Here is a 22,345-nt window from a genome sequence, read left to right as displayed (position 1 = left end):
GCCCCGGGCCTACAGCCTTCGTCTGGCCTTGCGTGCCCGCCGTACCAGCGCGGCCGTGCCGAGCAGGGCGACCGTGGCACCCGCGGCGCCCGCCGCCGTGGCGTCCTTGCGGCCGAGCCGGCGGCCGGCGACCGTGTGCCGGCCCTCCACCTCCTCCAGGAGCGCCGCGAGGACCTCCTCGTTCGTCCAGCGCGGCCGCCAGCCGGCGTCGTGCAGCCTGCTGACACTGACCACCCACGGGTGCATCGTGTACGCGAGGTCGCCGGCCGGCGACGGGGTCAGGCCGATCCGGTGCAGCCGGGCCGCGGCTCCGAGGGCGACGGCGGACGGCAGTTCCATCCGGCGGATCCCGCTGAGTTCCTCGACCTCCTCCTGCTCCAGCCAGCCGTCGCAGCCGACCGCGAACTCGCCGTCGGCCTTTTCCAGCGCGGCGTACTCCAGGGCGCTCACCAGGTCGTCGACATGGCAGAACTGCCAGGTCGGGCGGGACCCCGCGACGACGAGCAGCCGGGGCGACTCGAAGTAGCGGGTGAGGGCGGTGTCCGTGCCGCCGACCAGGATGGCGGGCCGTACGACGGTCACGTTCAGGCCGGGGTGCGCGCGGGGCGCGCGGCGGCCCAGGCGTTCGATCTCCAGCAGGTCGCCGACCCCGGTCGCCTCCGCGGTCGCCCGCAGCTCCGCGTCCTCGGAGAGCGGGATGTCGTTGTCCGGGAGCGCGCCGTAGACCATGGCCGAGGTGCACAGCACGACCCGGTGGACCCCGGCCGCGGCGGCGGCCGTGAGCACGGTCTGGGCGCCGCGCACGTTGTAGGCGGTGCGAGCCGCCGGGTCCGTCTCCAGATCCAGGTCCAGCGCCAGGTGCACCACGACGTCCACGCCGCGCAGCTTCTCGGCGATGGCCGGGTCCCGGACGTCCAGCAGGTGCCACTGCGCCTCGGAGACGTCCCCTCTGCGCTCGTCGATGGCGATGACCTGCTTGATCTCCTCGGACTCGGCCAGGCGCCGGGTGAGCAGGTCGCCCACGCCCGTGGCGGCACCCGTGACGGCGACGACGGGGCCGCGCGAGGGGTGCGTGGTTGAGCGGTTTCGCGCTGCGCGAACCTGCGGATCTCGGGAACTCACCAGGTGTCTCCAGCGGTTGTCTTCCATACGTACGTGAATGACGCGTACGTACCAGGTGACGTCCATCCTGCCGCAGGCCGGCAGCCGACGGAGCACCGAGCCCGGAAGCCGACCGGGTGTCGGCGCGGGCGGCTTCCGGGACGCCACCGCTGCCCACGCGTCCCGGGTGCCCTGTGCCCCGGTCCTCGTGGGCCCGGGTCGTCCGGTGGGTGCGCCCGCGAGGCGGCGGAGCCGGCGTCGTACCGCGGAGGTGCGTGGCCGGTTCCGACGCTCCGCGGGCGAGTGTGTCCGCCAGGCGTTCCGGGCCCACGAGGACCGGGGGCACAGGGCCTAGGCTGGTGGTGTAGTGGGCAGCCGCCACCGGCAGGAAGCCGGTGGCCCTACGAGCCGAGGAACCCCGTGAGTGACACCCCATTCGGATTCGGCCTTCCGCCGGAGGAGCCGGAGGACGGCGACGGCAAGAAGAAGGACCCCGCCGGAGGTGGTCAGGGTGCCGGTGGCCAGGGCGGTCCCGCCAATCCCTTCGGTTTCGGGCTCCCGGGCGGCGCGGACAATCCGTTCGCCGCGATGTTCGGCTCGCTGAACCCGAGCGACCTGGGGGCGGCCTTCCAGCAGCTGGGCCAGATGCTCAGCTATGAGGGCGGTCCCGTGAACTGGGACATGGCCAAGCAGATCGCGCGGCAGACGGTCGCGCAGGGCACGCCCGACGGCACGAAGGACGCGAGCGTCGGGCCCGGCGACCGCGCCGCGGTGGACGAGGCGGTACGGCTGGCCGACCTGTGGCTCGACGGCGTGACCTCCCTGCCCTCCGGGGCGAACACGGCGGTGGCGTGGAGCCGTGCCGAGTGGGTCGAGGCGACGCTGCCCGCGTGGCAGCAGCTCGTCGACCCGGTCGCCGAGCGCGTGGGCACGGCCATGGGCGAGGTGCTGCCCGAGGAGATGCAGTCCGTGGCGGGTCCGCTGATCGGCATGATGCGCTCCATGGGCGGCGCCATGTTCGGCCAGCAGATCGGTCACGCGGTGGGCGTGCTGGCCGGTGAGGTGGTCGGTTCGACCGACGTCGGACTGCCGCTGGGACCGGCCGGCAAGGCCGCGCTCCTGCCGCTGAACATCGAGGGGTTCAGCCGCGACCTCGGGGTGCCCAAGGAGGAGATCCGGCTGTACCTGGCGCTGCGTGAGGCCGCCCACCAGCGGCTGTTCGCCCATGTGCCGTGGCTGAGGTCCCACATGTTCGGCGCGGTCGAGGGGTACGCGCGCGGCATCAAGGTCGACACGACCAAGCTGGAGGACGTGGTCGGCCAGTTCGATCCCACCCATCCCGAGGAACTTCAGCAGGCGCTCCAGCAGGGCATGTTCCAGCCGGAGGACACCCCCGAGCAGAAGGCGGCGCTGGCCCGGCTGGAGACGGCCCTGGCGCTGGTCGAGGGCTGGGTGGACGCGGTGGTGCACGAGGCCGCGAAGTCCAGGCTCACGGCGGCGGACGCGCTGCGCGAGACGCTGCGCAGGCGGCGGGCCACCGGCGGCCCGGCCGAGCAGACCTTCGCCACGCTGATCGGGCTGCAGCTGCGTCCGCGCAGGCTGCGGGACGCCTCGCGGCTGTGGGCCTCGCTCACGGACGCGCGCGGCGTCGACGGGCGCGACCGGCTGTGGGAGCACCCCGACATGCTGCCGACGGCCTCGGACCTGGACGACCCGGACGGCTTCGTCCATCACGAGCAGCCGGACTTCTCGGAGCTGGACAAGATGCTCGGAGAGGCCGCCGGCCGCGGTCCCGGACCGGCGAAGGACGGTCCGACGCAGCCCGGTCCGGCGAAGGACGACGCGGGCGAGCGCGGCACGCGGGACACCCGCGACACCGGGGGTCCGGAGAGCGCGGGCGACAAGGACGACAAGGGCGACACCGACCGGTGAGCCTGCACGATGACGCCGTCCTCGTACTGAAGCGGTACGAGGGACGGCAGGAGGAGGAGCAGCTCCGGCTGCGCGAGGTCTACCTCGACCATCTCGACACCCACCCCGACGGCATGTGGAAGGCGTGCGGCGCCGGACATCTGACGGCCAGCGCGCTGGTGATCGACCCGGCGCGGGGCAGGGTGCTGCTGACCCTGCACAGGAAGCTCGGCATGTGGCTCCAGATGGGCGGCCACTGCGAGCCCGGGGACGCGTCCGTGGCGGGCGCGGCGCTGCGGGAGGCCACCGAGGAATCCGGGATCCACGGGCTCTCGTTGCTGCCCGGCGGCCCCGTACAGCTGGACCGCCATGCCATCCCGGCGCCCTGCCACTGGCATCTGGACGTCCAGTACGCGGCGCTGGCGCCCGCCGGCGCGGTGGCCGAGATCAGCGAGGAGTCCCTGGACCTGCGCTGGTTCCCCTACGACGACGTGGCGCGGGTCGCCGACGGCTCGGTGGCCCGGCTGGTGGACCGTACGCGCGCGGCGCTCGACGGCTGAGGCGTGAGGCGTCCCGGCACGAGGAACGACACGACGCGGGCGACGCGGGCGCGGGCGACGCGGATGTAAGCGGATGTAAGGGGCGGCCACCATGGGCGGCCACCCCTTACAGCGTGTCCTCGTCCCGTGTCGTCGTCCCGTTCCGTCGCCAGGGTCGGGAGAGCTCCTGGGGCCCGGGTCACCTGCTCCAGTCGTTGGCCCGGTTCTGGCCGTGCGCACCGTGCCGGCCCGCCCCGAACTGCGCGGCCAGCCCCTGTCCGATCTCCGCGTGCTGCGGTGGCATGACCTCGCTGGGCTGGACGAGCGCGAACCCCTCCCCGAGGAAGCTCAGCTCCCAGCCCTCGCCGGTGCTGCCGCGCCGCTGCCGTACGTTCGCGGAGTGCGTCTGCGCCTGCATCTGCACCCGCAGCGAGGCGGACCAGGCGACGACGGCGTCCGAGTCGGCGCTGACGTACGTGTCGGGCGTGACCCGCATCATCAGCGGCAGGCCCGACGTCATCAGCGCGACCTTCCCCTGGCCGGAGATGTTCAGCTGGTACTTGCCGGATCCGGAGATGCCGTACTGGCTGTCCACGGCGATGACTTCGGTGTGCAGCCCGGAGTCGAGCGCCAGGACGTAGGCGCTGTCGACGGTCAGGCCCTCGTGGTCGACGTCCACGACATGGATGTACTGGGCGAGGTTGGCGAAGTAGACCGTGCCCTGCCCGGAGCAGCGCATCAGGTCCAGTCCCTCGCCGGTGCGCGCCCGGCCGCGGCGCCGCTCGTGCGGCTCGTACTCCCCGTCGAACTCGATCAGCCCCTGGTAGGCGACCATGGCGCCCTTGCGGGCGAGGACGTCGTCATGACCGCCCAGGGCGACCCGCAGCAGCTGCGGGTTCTGGATGGTGTAGCGGTCCTGGGACTGCTGTTCCGCGTAGGCGAAAAGTGGACTCTGCATGGTGTGTTCCCGCTCCCCCTCAGCCCCGCGCCCGCAGGCGGTCGGTGCTGTCCTCACTGGGCTGTACGACGACGATGCCCTGGCCCGAGAAGGCCATCTGGTAGGCCTCCCCGCTGCCCCGGCCGATCAGCGAGGACGCCTTGAAGCTGCGCTTCCCCTTCACCTTGAGCGTCGGGGACCAGGCCACGAGCGCGTCCGGGTCGACGTACGTCTCGTCCTCGCCCCGGCCGCAGTCCACCACGACCGGGGTGCCGCGCGAGGTCAGGGCGACCCAGCCGGTCCCGCCGATCTGCACGTTCCACAGGCCCTGGCCGGTGAACTTGGCCAGCCCCTTCACCCGCTCGACGCCGAACTGGAGGTGGGCGTCGCAGGCCAGCAGGTTGGTGCCGTTGACCGAGATCGCGTCGTTGTCGAGGTTGATGACGACGACGTCGGCCCCGTAGTCGGCGAGGTAGAGCAGGCCGTCACCGGAGCACTTCATCAGGGGCGCGCCCTCGCCGGTGACCCACTGGGAGGCCAGTTGCCGGATGGCGGGCGGGTTGGGCTCGTACTGGATGAATCCCTCGTAGGCGACCATCGAGCCGGTGCGCGCGAAGAGGTCCTGGCCCGAGGCCATGGCGACCTTGAGCATGGCGCGGCCGTGGTTCTCCATCCGGGCCGCGACGGGGGTCGGGGCGTAGCCCGCGAGCTGCTGGTTCATGGTCCGGGCTCCCTCAGACCTCGTACGGCTGGACGACGATGAAGTTGCCGGGGGCTCCCCGGAACTGGAGGTTCACGGTCTCCCCGCTGTGGCCCGGGTACGCGTTGCGGCGCAGCCTGACCTGGCTGGAGATGATCACCTGGGCCGCGGCCGACCAGGCGACCACGGCGTTGCTGTCGGCGAAGGTCGTGGGCGTGACGGGCAGCACCACGGGGGTGCCGTGGGTCTTGACCACGACGGTGCCGGTGCCCTGGAAGAGCATGGTGAACAGGGCGCCGCCGGGGATGCCGTGGCCCTCGATGCGGCGGACCTCGTACGTCAGGCTCTCGTCGAAGGCCAGCACGTTCTCCGCGGAGACGCAGATGCCGTCGCCCTGCAGTTCGACGGGGTGCAGGTGGGCGCCTTCCTCGGCGAGGAACACCTGGCCGCGGCCGGTGCAGCGCATCAGCTGCATCTCCTGGCCGGTGGCGTTGCCGACGATCCGGCCGGTGAATCCCGCTCCCTTGTAGCCGAAGTCGACCTTGCCCTGGTACATCACCATGCTGCCCTGCCGGGCGAGGACCGGGGTGCCGTCCGTGCCGAGGTCGACCCGGACGAGCTGGCCGTTCTGCGCGGTCCAGCGCTGGCCCGTGGGCAGTTCCTTGTACGGCTGGAGGGCCGCCTGAAGGCCGCCACCGCCCGGCGGGGCTCCTTGCGGGACTCCCATCGGGGCGCCCGTCGGCGCCCCCTGGTGCGGCGGAACCGGCGGCTGCCGGCCGTAGGGGGCCGGGACGGGCTGTCCGTACGCTCCCGGCGGCTGCTGCCCGTACGGCGCCGGGGCCGGTTGCCCGTACGCCGCCGGCGCGGGCTGTCCGTACGCGCCGTGCGGGGGCTGCCCGTACGGGGAGGGCGCGGGCGGCGGGACCGTACCGCCGGACGGGGCCGGGGCCACGGGGGCGGCGAGGGTCGGCGCGGCGTGCACGGGCTGGGCCGGGGACACGGGCGAGGCGGGCGCCGGGCCGGGCACGGAAGGTGCGGGCGGGGCACCGAACGACGGCGCGGGCTGTGGCGCTTGGGGCGGTGGCGAAGGCTGGGGCTCCTGTGGCGCGGCCGGGACGCCGAAGGCCGGCGGAGGCGTGCTCTGCGCCGGCGGGGCGAAGGCCGGGGGCTGGACCCCGGCCTGCTGCGGCGCGGGCTGCTCCTCCTCCGCGACCTCGCCACCGAAGTTCTTCAGGAGCGCTTCCAGCCCGCCGTCGAAGCCCTGGCCCACGGCGGCGAACCGCCAGACGTCCTTGCGGTAGAAGTCACCGAGCATCACCGCCCGCTCGGTGCTGAACTCCGAGCCGGTGAAGGAGTACCGGACGACTTCCTCGCCGCCCGCGACGATCCGGATGTAGCCGGGGCCGATCTGGGACATCTGCCCCGCGCCGTCGAGAGCGGCGGTGAACGAGAGCTTGTGAACGGCGTCCGGAACCCGGTCCAGCGTGACCCGGAAGGATTCGGTGTCCCCGGCCTGCGCGCCCAGCAACTGAATGGATTCTTCAGGTGACTTCGGCTGGTTGAAGAAGACGAAATAGCGGTCGTCCGAGAGCCGTTCGTCGGCGTCGAGACCGAAACAACTGATGTCGAAGGTCAGCCCGGGTCCGGAAATCTGCACGCCCACGTACAGATCCGTCCCCGCCGTGAGATCACTGACCTTGGCCTTGTGGCCGCGCTGGAATTCCCTGGCCATGCGTAACGACCGTCCCCCATCCGGATTGTGCTCGCGTCGCGCCAGGCTAACGGCTGTGCCGGACGGGAGGCCAAGCCGGTACACACTCGGTACACGATCACCGCTTCCGTCACATTCGACGGCTGCGGACGTCACCCGGCGTCATTCGGCGCGGGCGACGGGCAGGTGCGGCAGCCGGTCGGCGGCCACGACACCTTCCAGATAGCCACGGGCCCGCTCGGTACGGGGATACGCCTCCAGAAGCCGCCAGAACCGCGGTCCGTGCCCGGGGACGAGCAGATGCGCCAGCTCGTGGACGAGTACGTAGTCGACGACGTATTCCGGCATGCCCTGGAGCCGGTGGGAGAGCCGGATGCTGCCCTCCGCGGGGGTGCACGAGCCCCAGCGGGTGTTCTGGTTGGTCACCCAGCGGACCGAGACGGGCCGTGCCCGGCCCTCGAAGTACTGGGCGGAGAGCCGCTCGGCGCGCTCGGTCAGCTCACTGTCGCCGAGCAGGCGCCTGCTCTCCTGCGCGGCGAGCTTGTCGAGCATCACCGACACCCAGCGCCGCTCCTCCGCCTCCGACATCCGAGCGGGGATGAGCACGATGGTCCGGTCACCCTCGCGGTACGCGGAAACCGTTCTGCTCCGGCGCGCGCTCCGGCGCACCTCGACAGCACTCGTCGCCGGGGAGCGCGGGAGGCGCTCCGGGCGCCTGGCCGCGCTGCCCTGCTCGTTTTCGGCGCGCGAGGAGGAGGCCTCCCCCGCCAGGCGAGGAGAAGGATCGGCGGACACGCCATGACGTTACCCGGTAGGCACGGGGGAAGTCCCGGCTCCGGAATGGTTCGAGCTTGTTCCCTCCCCTGCCGGTCCGTATTTGAACGATTAACGCCCATCGCTGTGGATAACTTTCGGCGCGAGCGCGCGTCCCCCCGCATCCTGATCGAGGAGAGCGCAACACGAGATCAACGACGGAACTCGACGGAGCACGACGAACTCGACGGGGAACGGGGTGGACGACATGCGTCCGACGGTGAAGCCCGCGCTGCGGCGCGCCTGGCGGGAGCGGCAGACCGTGCAGTTCGGGGTCACGCCCGCGCACGCGGTGACGGTGGGCCCGGTGGACACGGCCACGGGCAGTTTCCTCCAGTTGCTCGACGGGACACGGGGGCTGCCGCTGTTACGGGAGGAGGCCAGGGCCATGGGGCTGCCGGAGTCGGTGGCCGACGAACTGGTGCGGCGGCTGACGGCGGCCGGGCTGATCGATGACCCGGGCGGAGGCGGCCCGGCGGCCGAAGCGCTGCGGGAGCGGCCGGCGGACCTGGAGCGGCTGCGGCCCGATCTGGCCTCGCTGTCGGTCCTCGACCGGGAGCCCGGGGCGGGGATGCGGCGGCTCGGGGCCCGGCGGTCGCTGCGGGTCCAGGTCCGGGGCGCGGGCCGGGTGGGGGCGGCGCTGGCCGCGGTGCTCTCCGCGTCGGGGGTCGGCCGGGTCGACGTGCTGGACGGCGGTCACGCCCAGGCCTGGGACGTGTCACCGGGCGGCCTGCCGCAGCGGTCCGTCGGCGAGCGCAGAGACGCGGCGGCCCGTCGGCTGGTGCGGCACAGCGCGCCGGGCCCGGCCCCGAGGACCGCGGCGGACCGGGCGCGGCGGGCGGAGCCGCCCGGCGAGGGCGAGCCGCCTCTCTCGCTCGTGATCCTCGCGCCCCGGGACGGCTTCGCCGCCTATGTCCCCGATCCCGCGGCCGCGGAGCCCTGGGTCAGCGCGGGCACGCCCCATCTGTACGCCGGAGTGATCGAGGCCACGGGTGTGGTGGGGCCGCTGGTGCTGCCCGGCGGCACGGCCTGCGCGGGATGCCTCGCGGGGACGCGCGCGGACCGCGATCCGGGCTGGCCCCGGATGCTGGCCCAGTGGCGCTCGGGACACGGTCCGGCGACCGTGCCGGCCTGCGATCTGGGGCTGGCCACGACGGTGGCGGGGCTGGCCGCCGCGCACGCCCTGTCGTTCCTGGACGGGGAACTGCCCGCCAGCACGGGCGCACGATGGGAGGCGTCCCTGCCACTGCTCGACTGGCGCGCGGAGCGACTCGCGCCGCACCCGGACTGTCCGTGCGGAGCGGCCGGGCGCCCGGGCCGGGAGCGCCTCGGGGCAACGGGGGCGACACAGGACACAATGGCCGGGTAACCGGCATCGACGGAGGATGCCGTCAGGCACACGCGGCACGGCTGTCCAGGTCGGTGCCGCGACCGGCAGGTTCGCCCGTCAAGGAGCGGCACGACGGGACGGACCTTGCCGGGAGGGGCACTCTAGGAGGGGCACTATGTCTGATCTTCCCCGGAAGGCGGTCACCCGTACCGCGAAGCTGGCCACGCTGCCACTGGGCTTCGCGGGACGGGCCACCTGGGGCCTCGGGAAGCGGATCGGCGGAAGGTCCGCGGAGATCGTCACCAGGGAGCTGCAGCAGCGCACGGCCGATCAGCTCTTCAAGGTCCTCGGAGAGCTGAAGGGCGGTGCGATGAAGTTCGGGCAGGCGCTGTCCGTCTTCGAGTCCGCGCTGCCCGAGGAGATCGCCGGCCCCTACCGGGCGGCCCTCACCAAACTTCAGGAGGCCGCCCCTCCGATGCCGGTCCGCACGGTCCATGCCGTGCTGGCGGAGCGGATGGGCGAGGAGTGGCGGGAGCTGTTCCTGGAGTTCGACGACAAGCCGTCGGCCGCGGCGTCGATCGGGCAGGTGCACCGGGCCGTGTGGCACGACGGGCGCGAGGTCGCGGTCAAGGTGCAGTATCCGGGGGCCGGGGAGGCGCTGCTGTCGGACCTGGCCCAGCTCGGCCGGTTCGCACGGCTGCTGGGGCCGCTGATTCCCGGCATGGACATCAAGCCGCTGATCACGGAGTTGCGGGACCGGGTCGCCGAGGAACTGGACTACGGGCTGGAGGCCGAGGCGCAGCGGGCACACGCGGCGGAGTTCGCCGACGACCCCGACGTCGTGGTGCCGGAGGTCGTGTACCAGGGCGAGCAGGTGATCGTGACGGAATGGATGGAAGGCGTGCCACTGGCGGAGGTGATCTCCGACGGCTCGGCCGAAGAGCGGGACCGGGCGGGGCAGTTGCTGGCGAGGTTCCTCTTCTCGGGCCCGGCGCGCACGGGCCTGCTGCACGCCGATCCCCATCCCGGGAACTTCCGGCTGCTGCCCCCTCGGGACGCCGAGGAGGACGGGCCGGCGGGGGAGTTCCGCCTCGGTGTGCTGGACTTCGGCACCGTGGACCGGCTGCCGGGCGGACTGCCGGAGACGATAGGCGAGGCGCTGCGGATGTCGCTGGTGGGCGAGGCCGAGGCGGTCTACGACCGGCTGCGCGGCGAGGGCTTCGTCCGGGAGTCCATCGAACTCGACCCGGACGCGGTGCTGGACTACCTGCTGCCGATCATCGAACCGGCGGCGGTGGAGGAGTTCACGTTCACCCGTGGCTGGATGCGCGACCAGGCCGCCCGGATCGCCGATCCCCGGTCGCCCGCCTACCAGTTGGGCAAGCAGCTGAATCTGCCGCCGTCGTACCTGCTGATCCACCGCGTCACGCTGAGCACGATCGGGGTGCTGTGCCAGCTGAACGCGACGGTCCGGCTGCGGGACGAACTGGAGGACTGGCTGCCCGGTTTCGCGGGGGAGCCGGACGACGGGGAGGCCATGGCGGCGGGGGCCGGCCCTGGTACAGGACCGGCCCCCGCGGGGTGAAGCGACGGCCCGCCGGGCCCCGCCCGTCAGGGCCGGGCCCGAGGGGCGGGCTCTCGGACGGGGTCAGGTCCGGCCGGACCTGACCTGATCACTGCATGACCGCCATGGCCAGCGCGCGGCGGGCGCGCAGCGACACGCGCTCGGCCCGGCGCTGCATCCGCCGCGCGGCGACCAGACGTACCGCCCGGCGCTCCGCGTCGGCCTCGCGGATGCGCTGCTCCATATGCGCACGAGCCAGGGCTTCTGGGATGAGTTGCATTTCGCGGGTCCTGTTCTGACGCGAGTCGTTCGCGTCCGTGGTGGTGACTGCCGGGGTGGCGGAGCCATGGGGCTCGCTCGGGGAAGAGGTCATCGGAGCCTGCTTCTTGGGATCGTGCGTGAAGGGACGGTCGATGGTTCCGGCGATGAGGCTCATGCCGTGACCGGGTTCTTGCGCGGACGGCCACGCGGCCGCTTGCGGGCCACGACCACCCCCTGGATGAAGAGCTCGCCACCCCAGACGCCCCACGGCTCACGCCGCTCCTTGGCGCCGGCGAGGCATGCCTCGACCAGCGGGCAGGTACGGCAGAGCGACTTCGCGTACTCGACGTCGGCCGGGGACTCGGCGAAGAAGACCTCCGGGTCGTAGGCCCGACAGGGAACCGGGACGCCGAGGTTCTCGATGGCGTCGTCGAGCGCGGTGAGCGCGGTGAGCGGGGTCAAGGTGGAGTCCTCCGTGGAGCCGGGCGGGTCGATCGATTCGGAAGGCGGTACGGACGGGGCGTGCGCTTCGAGTTGCACGGGTGTCGTTCCTCGTCTGTTCGGTCCGGCCTGTTGGCCGGCTCTCGGCTGGTACCGGGCGGTGCTTGTTCCGAGGCTCCTTCGCTCCGTCTCTCCCGTTCGGGACAAACAGAAGGGCCGCGGATCCCGGGTGGGGTTCCGCGGCCCTGAAGGCGCCGGCCTGATCATGGATCAGGCTGGATCACTCCAGGGTTCGAGCCCACGGAAGGCCCACATCGAGTGGTGCTGCGTCTGCTGCTTCGTTTCGGCACCGGTCGCCGCAAAGGCATAGGCCAGGGCCTGTGCCGCCGCTACTCCTGCTTCCAGTGCCTTGGTCGGTCGCTCATTGCCGCGCTCCACGAGGGCGCGCTCCCGGACGGGCAGACCCGACAGGGCGGCAGCGGGACGTGCGGCGGGGACGCCGGACAGACCACTGGCGATGAGCTCGCAACCGGAGAAGCCGAGCGTGCATGCGGAGACGACCGAGCGATCGGTCATTTTGACGGTGCTGATGAAGCTGCTGTTGATGCTGATCACTGGAATCGCCTCCTCTCGGCGTCTCGGGGACCGGCCCGAAGGCCAGTCGCGCGTAATCTGGTTGCCGTACCGCTTCGGTCAGTACAGCACGGAAACGAGGCTTTCGAGAAGCCGTCGTTTCCGTCGGTTAAGAACCTATGGGGATGTGCGGGGCGGGCGCAAACTATTTTTCCGACGAGTTCGCATCAGCCGTCCCCGTCCTGCCCCGCACCCTCCTCACCTGCACAGATGGCCAGAACGTCGGCGCCGAAGCGATCCAGCTTGCGGCGGCCCACGCCGGAGATGCCCGCCAGCTCACCCGCGTCGGCCGGTACCGCCTCGGCGATGGCCATCAGTGTCTTGTCGGTGAACACGCAATAGGTCGGCTGGCTCAGCCGCTCGGCCTGCGTCGCGCGCCAGTCCCGCAGCCGCTCGTACAGCGCCTCGTCCATGTCGGAGGGACAGTCCTCGCAGCGCATGAGCTTCATCTCGCCGGCGTCGGTGAGCGTCTTGCCGCACACCCGGCAGCGCGCGGGCCCTCGCTGCCTGCGCCTGGCGCCGCCCCCGCGCTCCACCGCACTGCCCATGCCCGCCGCCACGCCCCGCGCACCCGGAACCGTGGACCCCGGGCGCAGCCCGTTGAGGAAGGGCGTGGGCCGCCGGGAGGCCCTGCCGCCCGGCGCACGCGAGAGCGCCCAGGAGAGGGAGAGATGCACCCGCGCACGGGTGACCCCCACATAGAGGAGGCGGCGCTCCTCCTCGATCTGCTCCTCGGTCCTGGCGTAGGTGATCGGCATCATGCCGTCGGTGAGCCCCACCAGGAACACGGCGTCCCACTCCAGCCCCTTCGCCGCGTGCAGGGAAGCGAGGGTGACGCCCTGGACGGTCGGCGCGTGCTGGGCGGCGGCACGTTCGTCCAGCTCGGCCACCAGATCGGCCAGCGTCGCCGTCGGCTTGGCCCGGACGAAGTCCTCGGCGAGACGGACGAGGGCGGCCAGGGACTCCCAGCGGTCCCGCACCGCGCCGGAGCCCGCCGGGGGCTCCGGCGTCCAGCCCTTCGTGGAGAGCACGGCCCGCACCTGGGCGGGCAGCTCCTCCACGTCGTCCAGCAGCGCGTCGTTCCCCCCGAACCGGGCCGCCCCGCGCAGGGCCGCGCCCGCCTCCCGTACCTCCTGCCGCTCGAAGAAGCGCTCGGCACCGCGCAGCTGATACGGCACCCCGGCATCCGCGAGTGCCTGCTCGTAGACCTCCGACTGGGCGTTGACGCGGTAGAGCACGGCGATCTCACCGGCCGGCACGCCGGCGGCGATCAGATCCCGGATCCGACGGGCCGTGCCCTCCGCCTCCGCGGGCTCGTCCCCGTACTCCGTACAGACCGGATCGGGACCCGGGTCGCGCTGGGAGACCAGCTCCAGGCGGTGTTCGGCGGCCCGGCCGCGCGCCTGGGCGAGCAGCCCGTTGGCCAGCCGGACCACCTGCGGTGTGGAGCGGTAGTCCCGGACGAGCTTCACCACCGTGGCGTTCGGATGGCGGGTGCGGAAGTTCAGCAGGTGGTCGGGGGTGGCCCCGGTGAAGGAGTAGATCGTCTGGCTGGCGTCGCCGACGACGCACAGGCTCTCCCGCTCCCCCAGCCACAGGTCGAGCAGCCGCTGCTGGAGCGGGCTGACGTCCTGGTACTCGTCCACCACGAAGTGCTGGTACTGGCGCCGTACCTGATCGGCGATGTCGTGCCGGTCCTGGAGGATGCCGACCGTGAGCAGCAGCACGTCCTCGAAGTCGATCACGGAGCGGTCGCGCTTGAGCTGTTCGTACGTGCCGTAGATCTGGGCGGTCTCGGCCGGGTCGCGCGGGGCGTCGCGGTGGGATTTCGCCACCACGGCCGGATAGTCGGCGGGCACCGTCTGCGTGACCTTCGCCCACTCGATCTCGCTGGTGACGTCCCGCAGCTCGTTGCGGTCCAGCCGGACCCGGCAGCGGGCCGCGGCCTCGGCGACCAGCTGCGCCTTGCGGTCCAGCAGCCGGGGCAGGTCACCGCCCACCGCCTTGGGCCAGAAGAACTGGAGCTGGCGCAGCGCCGCCGCGTGGAACGTGCGCGCCTGCACGCCGCCCGCGCCGAGCTGCCGCAGCCGCCCGCGCATCTCGCCCGCCGCGCGGTTGGTGAACGTGACGGCCAGGACACTCGCGGGCTGGAGTATCCCCGCGCGCACCCCGTAGGCGATCCGGTGGGTGATGGCGCGCGTCTTGCCCGTGCCGGCCCCGGCCAGCACACACACCGGGCCGCGCAGCGAGGTGGCCACCTCGCGCTGCTCGGGGTCGAGCCCGTCGAGCACCGCGTCGGCGTCGCGCGGCGGAGCCACGATCTGACCGTCGCCGGACCGGCCGCCGCCGGAGTCGAGCGGGAACAGTGAGGAGTGCGTTGCTGCTGTCACCCCGCCATGCTGCCAGGTCGCTCGGGACGCGTGCGGCGGTTGTCCACAGGGCAGCCATATCGGTCATATGAACATTTCGGGAGCCGCCGAGGTGCCTGCCCGGGGGCCGGGCCGGCGTCCGCCCGCCGTCGGGAATGACCGCCGGGTCACGTACGTTCGACAGAGCGCGGGCGGCGTACGCCGTATCCGAAGGACGGATGCGGCGTCCGGCGCACAGGGCGAGACCGATACCAGAGGAGCGCATACGACCATGCCGGGCACTGTGACGATGTACAGCACCACATGGTGCGGATACTGCCGTCGGCTCAAGGGCCAGATGGACCGCGAAGGCATCGCGTACACCGAGATCAACATCGAGCAGGACCCGGAGTCGGCGGCCTTCGTCGAGAAGGCGAACGGCGGCAACCAGACCGTGCCGACCGTGCTCTTTCCAGACGGTACGACGCTGACGAACCCGTCGCTCGCGCAGGTGAAGCAGACGCTCGGCGCCTGACCGACGCCGTCGCGTCGGTACGCCGGGGCGCGCCCCGGCGCGACAGCAGGGGGAAGCCCCTGTCGGCCGCTCGAGTTCCGGCGGCCGGCAGGGGCTTCGTGCTGTGCGGGGCCCGGCGACCGCCGCCCGGGCGGCGGTCGGGGCGCGAGGATCAGGGCGCGGGCTTCGGGAGGGGCTTGCCGTACCAGAGTTCCACCAGGCGTGCGGCGATCGAGATGCCCGCCGGGGGCAGGATCTCGCCCGACTCGATCGCGCCGCGCAGGTCCTCGCGCGAGAACCAGCGCGCCTCCTCGATCTCCTCGCCGTCCACGGTGATCCGGGACGACGTGGCGCGGGCCATGAATCCCAGCATCAGGCTGGACGGGAACGGCCAGGGCTGGCTGGCGATGTACTCGACCTCGCCGACCGTCACCCCCGCCTCCTCGAAGACCTCGCGGACGACCGACTGCTCGATCGACTCGCCCGGCTCCACGAAGCCCGCCAGGGTGGAGAACCGGCCCTTGGGCCAGTGGACCTGCCGGCCGAGCAGGGCGCGGTCCTCCTCGTCCGTGACGAGCATGATCACGGCGGGGTCGGTCCGGGGGTAGTGTTCGGCGCCGCAGGCCTGGCAGCGGCGGATGTGACCGGCTGCCGCGATCACCGTGCGCTCACCGCAGCGCGAGCAGAAGCGGTGCAGCCGCTGCCAGTTCTCCAGGGCCACGGCGTGCGCCATCAGGCCCGCGTCGCGCGCCGAGAGCAGCGTCCCGGCCTCGCGCAGGCCGGCCGGCCGCGCAGACTGGTCCATGCGGCCGGGGAGCGAGTCCTTCTGGAGCGCGAAGTAGCGCACGCCTTCCTCGTCCGTGCCGAGGAAGTAGCGGTGGGTCTCGGTGAGGGGTGCCTCGAAGGAGGGCGTCATCACCAGTTCCGTACGGCCGTCGGGGGCGTCGTCGACCAGCACCTGCCCGCCCGACACCACGAAGACCCGGGTGGTGGGGTGGCTCCAGGCCGCCGCCAGCCACGCCTCGTCGAGGCGGTGGTGCGCCGCACGGTCGATCCCGCTGGGGGCCGTGAGGCCGATGGGACGGTGTGCGGTGGCGTCGCTGTCGATGGTGGTCACAGGTACTTCCAACTCCCCCGGGTGCTCGGGATTCGGTTCAGCAAGGTGTTCGGCGGGGCAGTCCCCGGGAGCCCCGGGTAAGGGCTCGTCAGCGGAGCGCGGTGGCAAGGTCGCCCCAGAGGTAGGCGGTGGTCTCCACACCTTTGAGCAGCAGGTCCACGTCGACCTTCTCGTTCGGCGCGTGCCATCCGTCGGACGGTACGGAGATCCCCAGGAAGAGCACCGGCGCCCCGAGCACGTCCTGGAGGTCGGCGGCCGGTCCCGAACCGCCCTCGCGGGTGAAGCCGACCGGCCGCCCGAACGCGCGGCCCATGGAACGGGCGACGGACTGGAGCGCGGGGTGGTCCAGCGGGGTCAGACAGGGGCGGGTGGCCCCGGCGAAGGTGATCTTGTGCCGGATCCCGGCCGGGACGCGGGCCCCGGCCCATTCCCGTACGGACCGCTCGACGCTCTCCGGCCGCTGGCCCGCGACCAGCCGGAACGAGAGCTTCAGCACAGCGGACGAGGGAATGACCGTCTTGCCGCCGGGGCCCTGGTAGCCGCCGCCGATGCCGTTGACCTCGGCGGTGGGCCGGGCCCAGACGCGCTCCAGGGTGCTGTACCCCGCCTCGCCGAGAGTGGCGTGCGACTTCGCGGTCCGCAGCCACTCCGACTCGTCGAACGGCAGCTCGGCGATCAGCGCGCGCTCGGCGGCGGACAGGTCGGCCACGCCGTCGTAGAAGCCGGGGACGGTGACCCGCTCGTCCTCGTCGTGCAGGGCCGCGGCCAGGCGGGCGGCGACGGTGGCCGGGTTGGGCACGGCCCCGCCGAAGGAGCCGGAGTGGATGTCCTGGTCGGGTCCCCGGAGGTCGATCTCGCACTCGACGAGCCCGCGCATGCCGGTACAGACGGTCGGGGTGTCCTCGGACCACATGCCGGTGTCGGAGACGATCACCGCGTCGGCGGCCAGCCGGTGGGCGTACCGCTCGGTCAGGGCGCGGAAGTGCGGCGAGCCGGACTCCTCCTCGCCCTCCACCAGGAGTTTCAGATGGACGGCGGGGGTGGTGCGGCCGGTCGCGGCGAGGTGCGCCCGTACCCCCAGGGTGTGGAAGAACACCTGTCCCTTGTCGTCGGCGGCGCCCCGCGCGTATATCCGGCCGTCGCGCACGACCGGTTCGAAGGGGTCGGTGAGCCAGCCGTCCGCACGGGCGGCGGGCTGCACGTCGTGGTGGCCGTAGACCAGCACGGTCGGGGCGTCCGGATCGGCGGAGGGCCACTCGGCGAAGACGGCGGGGGCGCCGGGTGTGTCCCAGATCTCGGTGACGGGGAAGCCGGTCTCCTTGAGCTTCGCTGTGAGCCAGTCGGCACTGCGCCGCACGTCAGCGTCGTGGTCGGGCTGCGCGGACACGGACGGGATGCGCAGCCACTCCGCGAGGTCGTCGAGGAAGGTCCCGCGGTGGGCCTGGATGTACGTGTGGACGACGCTGTCCGGAGTGTCGCTCATGACATCGAGCCTAACGGGGTCGGCGAGCGGTCTTGTCCGCCGGTCGCGGGGATCCCTCGTCCGTGGGTAGATCATCGCTCTCGGCGCCGTCGTGGGCGTCCCTGCCGGTATGGGCGTCGTCCTGACCGGCCCGGGAACCGTCGGCGGGCTGATCGAGGATGGCCTGGTGACCGAGGGTGGCCTGGTGATCGGAAGACGCGCCCGTGAGGATGCTTTCCAGCTCCGCCCGGCCCGGGAGGCGGTCGGGGCGGACGACCTCTCCGGTGCGGACATGGAGGAACACGGCCGCGACCGATGACAGCGGGAGGCCGTGCTGCTCGGCCCAGGCCAGCCGGTAGACGGCCAGCTGGAGGGGGTCGGCGGTGTGCGGGCGACCGGTCTTCCAGTCGACGATCTCGTACGTGTACGTCTCCTCGCCGGTGTCCGGGTCCGTCTCCGCCCGGCGGTAGACCGCGTCCATGCGCCCCCGGACGAGCCGGCCCGCGAGGGTCAGGTGGAACGGCTCCTCGACGCGGTACGGCGTGCGCCGGGCGTACGCCGTGCGTTCGAAGGCGGCCTTGAGCTCCGCCAGGTCACGCTCGTCGGCGATCTCCGGCTCGTCCTCCGCGCCGCCGGGCAGCTCGTCGGGGCCGAGCATGGGCAGCGGCAGCTCCTCGAACCGGGACTCCACCCAGGCGTGGAACCGGGTGCCCCGACGGGCCGCGGGGTGCGGCGGGCGCGGCATGGGCCGGGCCAGTTCCTGGGCGAAGCCGTCGGGGTCGGCGGCCAGCCGCAGCAGCTGTGAGGCGGTCAGGGACGGCGGCACGAGCACGTCCCGTACGGTCGCGCGGGCGCGCCGCAGCTCGCCGGCGAGGGCGTCGAGGTCCCGGTCCCAGGAAGCGAGCGTGCGCGCCTCCTCGGGGGTGAGGCTCGGGTCCGCGGCGGTCCGGCGTGGGTGCGGAGCGGTCCGGCGTGGGTCCACGGCGGACGGTCCAGGAGCGGCGTCCGGGGCGCCACGGGGGCCGGGGACGCGCGGACCGGCCCCGGCGGCCGACTCCTCTCCGGGGTGGTGCTCCTCGCGGGGGTGGTGCTCCTCCCCGGGAGGGCGAGGGCCGCCCGGGCCGAGGTCGGGGAGCGGGGTCGACGTGGTCGTACGGGGGTGGGCTGCCGGGCGAGCGGTGTCCCAGGCGTCCCAGTCGGCCAGGTCGGACGGGTCGTACTGGCCGGACGGGTCGTACTGGCCGGACGGGTCGTACTGGCCGGCATCCGGCTCGGGCTCCGGGTCGGGTTCCGGCTCCGGCTCCGGCTCCAGGTCGGGCTCCGGGTCGGCCGCCGCCGCGTCCGCCTCGCCCGTCCGGAACGCCTCCAGGTGTGCCAGGACCGTGTCCGCCGCCGCGCGGCGGCGTTCCAAGGACTCCTCGTCGAGCGGGAGCGGCCAGGGGTGGGACGTCGTCTCCGCGCCCAGGGACGGGTTCTCGTCCGTCTCGTCCGGCGCGTCCGCCCATGCCTCGATCTCTCCGTACCCGGCCGCGCAGTGGGCGTACAGGGCGTGCAGGAAGTCCGACGGGCCCCGGGGACGCTTCTGGCTGGGGCCCCACCAGTGGCCCGAGCCGAGCAGCAGGGTGCGCGGGCGGGTGAGGGTGACGTAGCCCAGGCGCAGCTCCTCGGTGTGCTGGTGCTCCTTCATGGCGGCCTTGAAGGACTTGAGCCCCTTCGCGTCCCAGGAGGTGATCTCCGGCAGCGTCGGGGCGTCCCCGCGCAGCGCGTGCGGGAGAACCTTCGGCTGGGAGGTCCACGCCTCGCGCGCCCGGCCGCTCGGGAACTGCCCGGCGACCAGGCCCGGGACGGCGACGACGTCCCACTCCAGGCCCTTGGACTTGTGGGCGGTGAGGACCTTCACCGTGTTCTCGCCGCCCGGCAGCGCGTTGTCCAGGCCCTTCTCGTACTGCGCGGCCGTGCGCAGGAAGCCGAGGAAGGCGAGCAGGCCGGCCTCCCCGTCGAGCGCGGCGAAGGAGGCGGCGATGTCGAGGAAGTTGTTCAGCGTCTCCCTGCGCCGGGCGGCCAGCGCGTGCGGGGAGGCGGACAGCTCGACCTCCAGGCCGGTGGTGGCCAGCACGCGGTGCAGCACGTCCATCAGCGGGTCGGCCAGCGACCTGCGCAGGTCGCGCAGCTCGGCCGCGAGGCGGGCGAACCGTACGCGCGCGGCGGCGGAGAACGGCAGCCCGTCCTCCGGGGCGCTCGACGGGTCCAGGAAGGTGTCCAGGGCGTCGGCGAGCGAGACGACCTCGGCCGGGTCGGTGCCCTCGACGGCGGCGGCGAGCCGGGCGGCGAGGTCACCGGCCGTGTCCGGGCCCGTCTCGCGGTGGACCAGCAGCCGCGCCCGGCGGCCCAGCAGGGCCAGGTCGCGCGGGCCGATGCGCCAGCGGGGGCCGGTGAGGAGCCGTACGAGGGAGGCGTTGGCCCCCGGGTCCTGGAGCACCTCGCACACGGCGACGAGGTCGGCGACCTCCGGGAGGTGGAGCAGTCCGGACAGGCCGACGACCTCGACGGGCACGTCACGGGCCACCAGCGCGCCCTGGATCTGCGGGAAGTCCCCGGCCGTGCGGCACAGGACGGCGATCTCGCCCGGCTCCTTGCCCGTACGGACCAGGTGGGCGATCGAGTCGGCGAGCCAGTCGATCTCCTCCGCCTGGGTGGTCAGCAGCGCGCAGCGGACCGTGCCGTCGCGCTCGGCGCCGGGTGCGGGGCGCAGCGCCTCGACGCCTTCGTGCATGGCGCGCAGCGGCTCGGCGAGGCCGTTGGCGAGGTCGAGGAGGCGGCCGCCGCTGCGGCGGTTCTCGCTGAGGGCGAAGCGGGCGGCGGGGGTGCCGTCGGCGTGCGGGAAGTGCTCGGGGAAGTCGTCCAGGTTGGCCACGGAAGCGCCGCGCCAGCCGTAGATCGCCTGGCAGGGGTCGCCGACCGCGGTGACGGCGTGGCCGGTGCCGCCGCCGAAGAGGCCGGAGAGGAGGAGCCGCTGGGCGACGGACGTGTCCTGGTACTCGTCGAGCAGGACGACCCGGAACTGCTCGCGCAGAAGGGCTCCGACCTCCGGCCGGGTGGCGGCCAGCTCGGCGGAGAGGGCGATCTGGTCGCCGAAGTCGAGCAGGTCGCGGGCGCTCTTGGCGGCGCGGTACCGCCCGACGAGGTCGAGCAGCTCGCGGCGCGCGGCGGCGGTCTCGGGGATCTTGCGCAGCTCGGCGTTGCTGAGCGGGGCGCCGTCGAGGGCGCGCAGCAGGTCCGTGTCGTACGCCGCGAGCCTCGCGGGCCGCACGAGGTGCTCGGCCAGTTCGGCGTCGAGCGCGAGCAGGTCGCTGACCAGGGAGGGCAGCGTCTTGGTGAGGGCGGGGTACGGCCCCGGGGCGTCCCGCAGGACGCGGGCGGCGAGCTGGAAGCGGGTGGCGTCGGCGAGGAGCCTGGCGGTCGGTTCGAGCCCGATGCGCAGGCCGTGGTCGGTGAGCAGCCGGCCCGCGAAGGCGTGGTACGTGGAGATGCTGGGCTCGCCGGGCGCGTCGCCGTCGGGGTGCGAATGGCCGTGCGAATGGCCGTCGGGATGCGGACGGCTGCCGGTATGCGGACGGCTGCCGGAGCCTGGGTGACCGTCGGGGCGCGGACGGCCGTCGGAACGTGCCTGGCCGTCGGGGCTCGGGTGACCGTCGGGGCCGGCGGCACGGCCGGCGGGGGGCATGGCGGCCCGGGCGGTACGGGGGACCGGCGGCGGGGCGTCGGGGTCGGTGACCCCGGCCCGTACGAGCGCCGTGCGGACCCGCTCGGCGAGCTCGCCCGCCGCCTTGTTGGTGAACGTGAGCCCGAGGACCTGCTCGGGGGCGACCTGCCCGCTGCCCACCAGCCAGACCACCCGGGCGGCCATCACCGTGGTCTTCCCCGACCCGGCCCCGGCCACGATGACCTGCGGGGCGGGCGGTGCGGTGATGCAGGCCGTCTGCTCCGGGGTGAAGGGGATCCCGAGGAGTTCCTTGAGCTGCTCGGGATCGGTGAGATGCGCGGACACCCTGGAGAGGCTATCGGCCGCCACCGACACCGGCGGGTTCCGGGAATCGCCCGGGCTCGGGACCCGTCGGCCCCGGGTATCCCGGCAACCTCGCCCGGGCAGGACGACCGGCCTGCCCCTCACTCATTCGGGTGCTCCTTCCCTACCGGCGTAGAACGTTGCGTTCTACGCTGCCAACATGGAGCGAATCCCCGTGCGGGAACTGAACCAGAACACGAGTGCCGTGCTCGCGCGGGTGCAGCGCGGCGAGTCATTGGAGGTGACGGTGAGCGGAACAGCTGTGGCCCGGCTCGTCCCCATCACCGGTACGCAGTCGCTGCTCGACCGGCTCGTCGCCGAAGGCCGCGCGACCGCGCCGGGCATGCGCGGCCCGCTCCCGATGCCGCCCGCGCTGGGTGATCCCGCTGTCGACGCCGGCGCGGAGGTCGAGGCGATGCGCGACGAGGAGCGATGGTGATCTACCTGGACTCGGCGGCCCTCGTCAAACTGATCCGCCAGGAACACGCGAGCGCGGATCTGGTGGCCTGGCTCGGCGAGCGCCCCGGTGAAGCACTCGTGTCCTCGGCTCTCGTCGAGGTGGAGGTACCACGCGCTCTGCGCCGCGCGGCACCTCAGGCTCTCGCCGGTGTGCCCGGTGTGCTGACACGGCTCTACCGCCTGGAGATCGATCAGACGGTACGGGCCACTGCCGCCGCCTACGCCGATCCGGCTCTGCGCTCCCTGGACGCGGTGCATCTGGCCACCGCACGGCTGATCGCAGGGCAGCCGGGCGCCGAGCCGCTCGTGTTCGTGACGTACGACCGTCGTCTCCTGAAGACGGCGGAGGACGCGGGCCTGGAGGTCGCGGCTCCCGGAGCATGACCGGGGCCAGGGGTTTCCTGGTCGGAGTCCCGGGCCCGGCTCCCGGGCTGAGAA

General features: G+C 73.1%; 18 protein-coding genes and 1 pseudogene. 7 read left to right on the top strand and 12 right to left on the bottom strand.

Annotation, left to right across the window (positions count from 1 at the left end):
* Nucleotides 1-9: 9 nt before the first annotated feature.
* On the bottom strand, nucleotides 10-1,122 hold the full coding sequence (locus IG02_RS0130225) for an SDR family oxidoreductase (RefSeq protein WP_030754939.1): 1,113 nt from the start codon (nucleotides 1,120-1,122) through the stop codon (nucleotides 10-12).
* A gap of 399 nt (nucleotides 1,123-1,521) precedes the next feature.
* On the opposite strand from IG02_RS0130225, the gene IG02_RS0130220 reads away from it, so the two are divergent.
* Nucleotides 1,522-3,033, top strand: coding sequence for a zinc-dependent metalloprotease (locus IG02_RS0130220; protein ID WP_030754935.1), 1,512 nt, complete (start codon nucleotides 1,522-1,524; stop codon nucleotides 3,031-3,033).
* Nucleotides 3,030-3,572, top strand: coding sequence for an NUDIX hydrolase (locus IG02_RS0130215; RefSeq protein ID WP_030754933.1), 543 nt, complete (start codon nucleotides 3,030-3,032; stop codon nucleotides 3,570-3,572). Before IG02_RS0130220 ends, IG02_RS0130215 begins: the two co-directional genes overlap by 4 nt.
* A gap of 178 nt (nucleotides 3,573-3,750) precedes the next feature.
* Here the strand turns inward: IG02_RS0130215 and IG02_RS0130210 are convergent, their stop codons facing one another.
* The 4 genes from IG02_RS0130210 to IG02_RS37090 all read right to left on the bottom strand — a co-directional run bounded on the left by IG02_RS0130210 (nucleotide 3,751) and on the right by IG02_RS37090 (nucleotide 7,694).
* Nucleotides 3,751-4,509: an AIM24 family protein gene (locus tag IG02_RS0130210; RefSeq protein WP_030754930.1), complete on the bottom strand. Its 759-nt coding sequence runs from the start codon at nucleotides 4,507-4,509 to the stop codon at nucleotides 3,751-3,753.
* A 19-nt stretch (nucleotides 4,510-4,528) separates the two neighbouring features.
* A complete protein-coding gene (locus tag IG02_RS0130205; RefSeq protein ID WP_030754927.1) occupies nucleotides 4,529-5,209 on the bottom strand; it encodes an AIM24 family protein in 681 nt (226 codons plus the stop codon).
* Between the two features lie 13 nt (nucleotides 5,210-5,222).
* Complete coding sequence (locus IG02_RS0130200; protein ID WP_030754923.1) at nucleotides 5,223-6,920, bottom strand: TerD family protein; 1,698 nt, start codon at nucleotides 6,918-6,920, stop codon at nucleotides 5,223-5,225.
* A gap of 141 nt (nucleotides 6,921-7,061) precedes the next feature.
* The gene (locus IG02_RS37090; RefSeq protein WP_037804687.1) at nucleotides 7,062-7,694 is read right to left on the bottom strand and encodes a M48 family metallopeptidase; all 633 of its coding nucleotides are present in this window, start codon (nucleotides 7,692-7,694) and stop codon (nucleotides 7,062-7,064) included.
* Nucleotides 7,695-7,920: 226 nt separating this feature from the next.
* Here IG02_RS37090 and IG02_RS0130190 point away from each other — a divergent pair, with 226 nt between their 5' ends.
* Entirely contained in the window at nucleotides 7,921-9,081 is a 1,161-nt protein-coding gene (locus IG02_RS0130190) for a TOMM precursor leader peptide-binding protein (protein ID WP_030754917.1), read from the top strand.
* A gap of 136 nt (nucleotides 9,082-9,217) precedes the next feature.
* Nucleotides 9,218-10,627, top strand: coding sequence for an ABC1 kinase family protein (locus tag IG02_RS0130185; RefSeq protein WP_030754914.1), 1,410 nt, complete (start codon nucleotides 9,218-9,220; stop codon nucleotides 10,625-10,627).
* Nucleotides 10,628-10,715: 88 nt separating this feature from the next.
* On the opposite strand, the gene IG02_RS0130180 is transcribed toward IG02_RS0130185, so the two are convergent.
* The 4 genes from IG02_RS0130180 to IG02_RS0130165 form a co-directional block, all read right to left on the bottom strand.
* Nucleotides 10,716-11,042 (bottom strand): hypothetical protein, encoded by a 327-nt coding sequence (locus IG02_RS0130180; protein ID WP_030754911.1) that lies wholly within the window; start codon nucleotides 11,040-11,042, stop codon nucleotides 10,716-10,718.
* Nucleotides 11,039-11,407, bottom strand: a complete 369-nt coding sequence (locus IG02_RS0130175; protein WP_030754908.1) for a WhiB family transcriptional regulator — start codon at nucleotides 11,405-11,407, stop codon at nucleotides 11,039-11,041. Before IG02_RS0130175 ends, IG02_RS0130180 begins: the two co-directional genes overlap by 4 nt.
* Nucleotides 11,408-11,578: 171 nt before the next feature.
* Nucleotides 11,579-11,923 (bottom strand): hypothetical protein, encoded by a 345-nt coding sequence (locus IG02_RS0130170; protein WP_030754905.1) that lies wholly within the window; start codon nucleotides 11,921-11,923, stop codon nucleotides 11,579-11,581.
* Nucleotides 11,924-12,108: 185 nt separating this feature from the next.
* Entirely contained in the window at nucleotides 12,109-14,331 is a 2,223-nt protein-coding gene (locus tag IG02_RS0130165) for an ATP-dependent DNA helicase UvrD2 (protein ID WP_030754902.1), read from the bottom strand.
* Between the two features lie 250 nt (nucleotides 14,332-14,581).
* On the opposite strand from IG02_RS0130165, the gene IG02_RS0130160 reads away from it, so the two are divergent.
* Entirely contained in the window at nucleotides 14,582-14,824 is a 243-nt protein-coding gene (locus IG02_RS0130160; protein WP_030754899.1) for a mycoredoxin, read from the top strand.
* A 151-nt stretch (nucleotides 14,825-14,975) separates the two neighbouring features.
* On the opposite strand, the gene nudC is transcribed toward IG02_RS0130160, so the two are convergent.
* The 3 genes and pseudogenes from nudC to IG02_RS0130145 form a co-directional block, all read right to left on the bottom strand.
* Nucleotides 14,976-15,911, bottom strand: coding sequence for an NAD(+) diphosphatase (gene nudC / locus IG02_RS0130155; RefSeq protein WP_420707807.1), 936 nt, complete (start codon nucleotides 15,909-15,911; stop codon nucleotides 14,976-14,978).
* A 97-nt stretch (nucleotides 15,912-16,008) separates the two neighbouring features.
* Nucleotides 16,009-17,403: a dipeptidase gene (locus IG02_RS0130150; protein ID WP_030754894.1), complete on the bottom strand. Its 1,395-nt coding sequence runs from the start codon at nucleotides 17,401-17,403 to the stop codon at nucleotides 16,009-16,011.
* Between the two features lie 205 nt (nucleotides 17,404-17,608).
* A pseudogene (locus tag IG02_RS0130145) lies at nucleotides 17,609-21,430 on the bottom strand (UvrD-helicase domain-containing protein); the annotation flags it as partial.
* Nucleotides 21,431-21,608: 178 nt separating this feature from the next.
* Between IG02_RS0130145 and IG02_RS0130140 the strand changes: the two are divergent.
* Both IG02_RS0130140 and IG02_RS0130135 read left to right on the top strand, forming a co-directional pair.
* Nucleotides 21,609-21,887 (top strand): type II toxin-antitoxin system Phd/YefM family antitoxin, encoded by a 279-nt coding sequence (locus tag IG02_RS0130140; RefSeq protein WP_030754888.1) that lies wholly within the window; start codon nucleotides 21,609-21,611, stop codon nucleotides 21,885-21,887.
* Nucleotides 21,881-22,291, top strand: coding sequence for a type II toxin-antitoxin system VapC family toxin (locus IG02_RS0130135; RefSeq protein WP_234314962.1), 411 nt, complete (start codon nucleotides 21,881-21,883; stop codon nucleotides 22,289-22,291). Before IG02_RS0130140 ends, IG02_RS0130135 begins: the two co-directional genes overlap by 7 nt.
* Nucleotides 22,292-22,345 lie beyond the last annotated feature (54 nt).

This window comes from Streptomyces sp. NRRL F-5135 (assembly GCF_000719775.1).
Classification (GTDB): Bacteria; Actinomycetota; Actinomycetes; order Streptomycetales; family Streptomycetaceae; genus Streptomyces; species Streptomyces hebeiensis.
This window is presented reverse-complemented; position numbering and strand designations above follow the sequence as displayed.

Coding starts and splice junctions, on each gene's coding strand:
- IG02_RS0130210 (WP_030754930.1), bottom strand. CDS start 4,509: ATGCAGAGTCCACTTTTCGCCTACGCGGAACAGCAGTCCCAGGACCGC.
- IG02_RS0130160 (WP_030754899.1), top strand. CDS start 14,582: ATGCCGGGCACTGTGACGATGTACAGCACCACATGGTGCGGATACTGC.
- IG02_RS0130180 (WP_030754911.1), bottom strand. CDS start 11,042: ATGAGCCTCATCGCCGGAACCATCGACCGTCCCTTCACGCACGATCCC.
- IG02_RS0130190 (WP_030754917.1), top strand. CDS start 7,921: ATGCGTCCGACGGTGAAGCCCGCGCTGCGGCGCGCCTGGCGGGAGCGG.
- IG02_RS0130205 (WP_030754927.1), bottom strand. CDS start 5,209: ATGAACCAGCAGCTCGCGGGCTACGCCCCGACCCCCGTCGCGGCCCGG.
- IG02_RS0130185 (WP_030754914.1), top strand. CDS start 9,218: ATGTCTGATCTTCCCCGGAAGGCGGTCACCCGTACCGCGAAGCTGGCC.
- IG02_RS0130135 (WP_234314962.1), top strand. CDS start 21,881: ATGGTGATCTACCTGGACTCGGCGGCCCTCGTCAAACTGATCCGCCAG.
- IG02_RS0130200 (WP_030754923.1), bottom strand. CDS start 6,920: ATGGCCAGGGAATTCCAGCGCGGCCACAAGGCCAAGGTCAGTGATCTC.
- IG02_RS0130150 (WP_030754894.1), bottom strand. CDS start 17,403: ATGAGCGACACTCCGGACAGCGTCGTCCACACGTACATCCAGGCCCAC.
- IG02_RS0130140 (WP_030754888.1), top strand. CDS start 21,609: ATGGAGCGAATCCCCGTGCGGGAACTGAACCAGAACACGAGTGCCGTG.